This is a genomic window from Protofrankia sp. CiP1_Cm_nod3 (genome assembly GCF_982290655.1).
Genome location: NZ_CEVIVD010000060.1, coordinates 26791 through 28579, shown reverse-complemented (window position 1 = coordinate 28579; position 1789 = coordinate 26791). Strand labels below are relative to the sequence as shown.

The 1789-nt window shown below is 73.4% G+C and carries 1 protein-coding gene; it reads right to left on the bottom strand.

Going from position 1 to position 1789, the window contains the following annotated elements:
- Positions 1-1286, bottom strand: a 1286-nt coding sequence (locus AC5LUJ_RS13485; RefSeq protein WP_493465031.1) for an efflux RND transporter periplasmic adaptor subunit, incomplete at its 3' end; no start/stop codon positions are given.
- Positions 1287-1789: the final 503 nt, after the last annotated feature.

Genomic DNA, 1789 nt, shown 5'->3' with positions numbered 1-1789 from the left:
CCGCCACCGAGCCCGCCGGCACCGCCACCGAGCCCGCCGGCACCGCCACCGAACCCGCCGGCACCGCCACCGAACCCGCCGGCACCGCCACCGAACCCGGCACCGCCACCGGAACGGCCGTTCGAGACCTCCCTGCCGCCACCGGCGCGTCCGGCGGAGGCCGTCTCGGGCAGCAGCACCATGTCACCGGCCGCCAGCCCGTCAGTGATCTGCGTGACGCCGCCGGAGCTCACCCCGACCGTCACCGCCCGGGGCACCTGCCGGCCCTCGACCAGTTGGTACACCTGCGCCCGGGCGCCGTTGTAGTGCAGGGCCGCGGTCGGCACGGTCAGGACGTCGGTGAGCTGCCGGACGATGATCTGCACCTGCGCGCTGGCCCCGAGGTGCAGCCCCGTCGGGGTCCCGGCGACGTCGATGGTGACCGGGTACACCGCGACGCCCGAGGCCGTCCCCGAAGCGGCCCCCGAGCTCTGGGCCGGCAGCAGGCCGACAGTGGTGACCGTTCCGGACAGCGTTGTGGTGGCGCCGTTCGGGACGACAACCGCCTGGTCCCCCTTCTTGATCTCGCCGATCTGGGTGTCGTCGACGTTCGCCGCGATCGTGTAGCCGTCCGAGCCGACCACCACCACCTGCGCGGACGAGGCCGACGCCGCGCTGGTCGAGGCGGAGCCCGCCGCGCTCCCGCCGCCGCCCCCGTTCCCGCCGCCCGTCCCGCCGGAGGCGGTCGTCCCGCCACCGGAGACCTGCTGGCCGACGGTCAGGCTGACGGCCGCGACCGTGCCGGCTATCGGTGAGGTCAACGTCGTCTGGGACAGCGCCTGCTGGGCCGCGGCCAGCGCGTTGCGCGCGGCGGTGACGGCCTGGTTGTCGGCGTTCACCTGCGCGTCGGACGCCCCGGCGCTGCGATCCGCGGACAGCTTGGACTCGTTGTTGGCCACGGTGGCCTCGGCCTGGGCGACCGAGGCCGCCAGCGCCGCCGAGTCGATCGTGGCCAGCGCCTGTCCGGCCATGACCTGCTGGCCGACGGTGACCGCGACGCCGGTGACCCGGCCGGACACCCCGAAGGTCAGATTGGCCTGGTGGGCGGCCTGGATGACCCCGGTGGCCGGAACCGTCTGCCGGATCGTCCCGGGGCCAGCCGCCACCAGCCGCGGGCCGCTGCCGCCGGCGGACGAGGAGACCGCCAGGCCGATCGTTATGGAACCCGCCGCGATCACGACGGCAGCCACCGCCGTGAGGGCAAGCGTCCTGCGCCCGATCCGTGGGCGCGCACGCCGTACCTGCATCCACTCCTCCGAAAGCCCCGGTGAACGGGGCGGATCCACCTGTGTCCCCGGTCGGCCGGAGAGCATACGATCACGGGTTTCCGCATGCCCGGACGGCCTGCCGGAGACACCGGAACAATCACGGCCGGTGCTGGTCGCGAGCGGTTCCCGACCGGGACCAACGTGCCTTGAGCCTCGCGGAGAAGTCTTGGTGTTTACTGAGGGAATCCGGTGGAATTCCTGATCGTGACTTTATCTGACGATGATATTCTGACCGGCGTCCGCTGGTTGTCGAATTGTTTGGCTGGCGCGTCCGCCAATGGAGGTTCCCGGCGACGGCGCGGTGCCGCGGCGGGCTCGCTCGCTGATCGCGGCGCGGGCCCGCGTATGTTCCCGCCGCCGGCCCGGCCTCGGCGGTCCGTCGCGCCGGACGCCGGCCGGGCGGGCGGGCGGCGGCAGGGACGGGGATGGGGCGGGTGTTCCCCATCGGCCTGGTTGACAACCATTCGGGTGTTGCCTAGCGT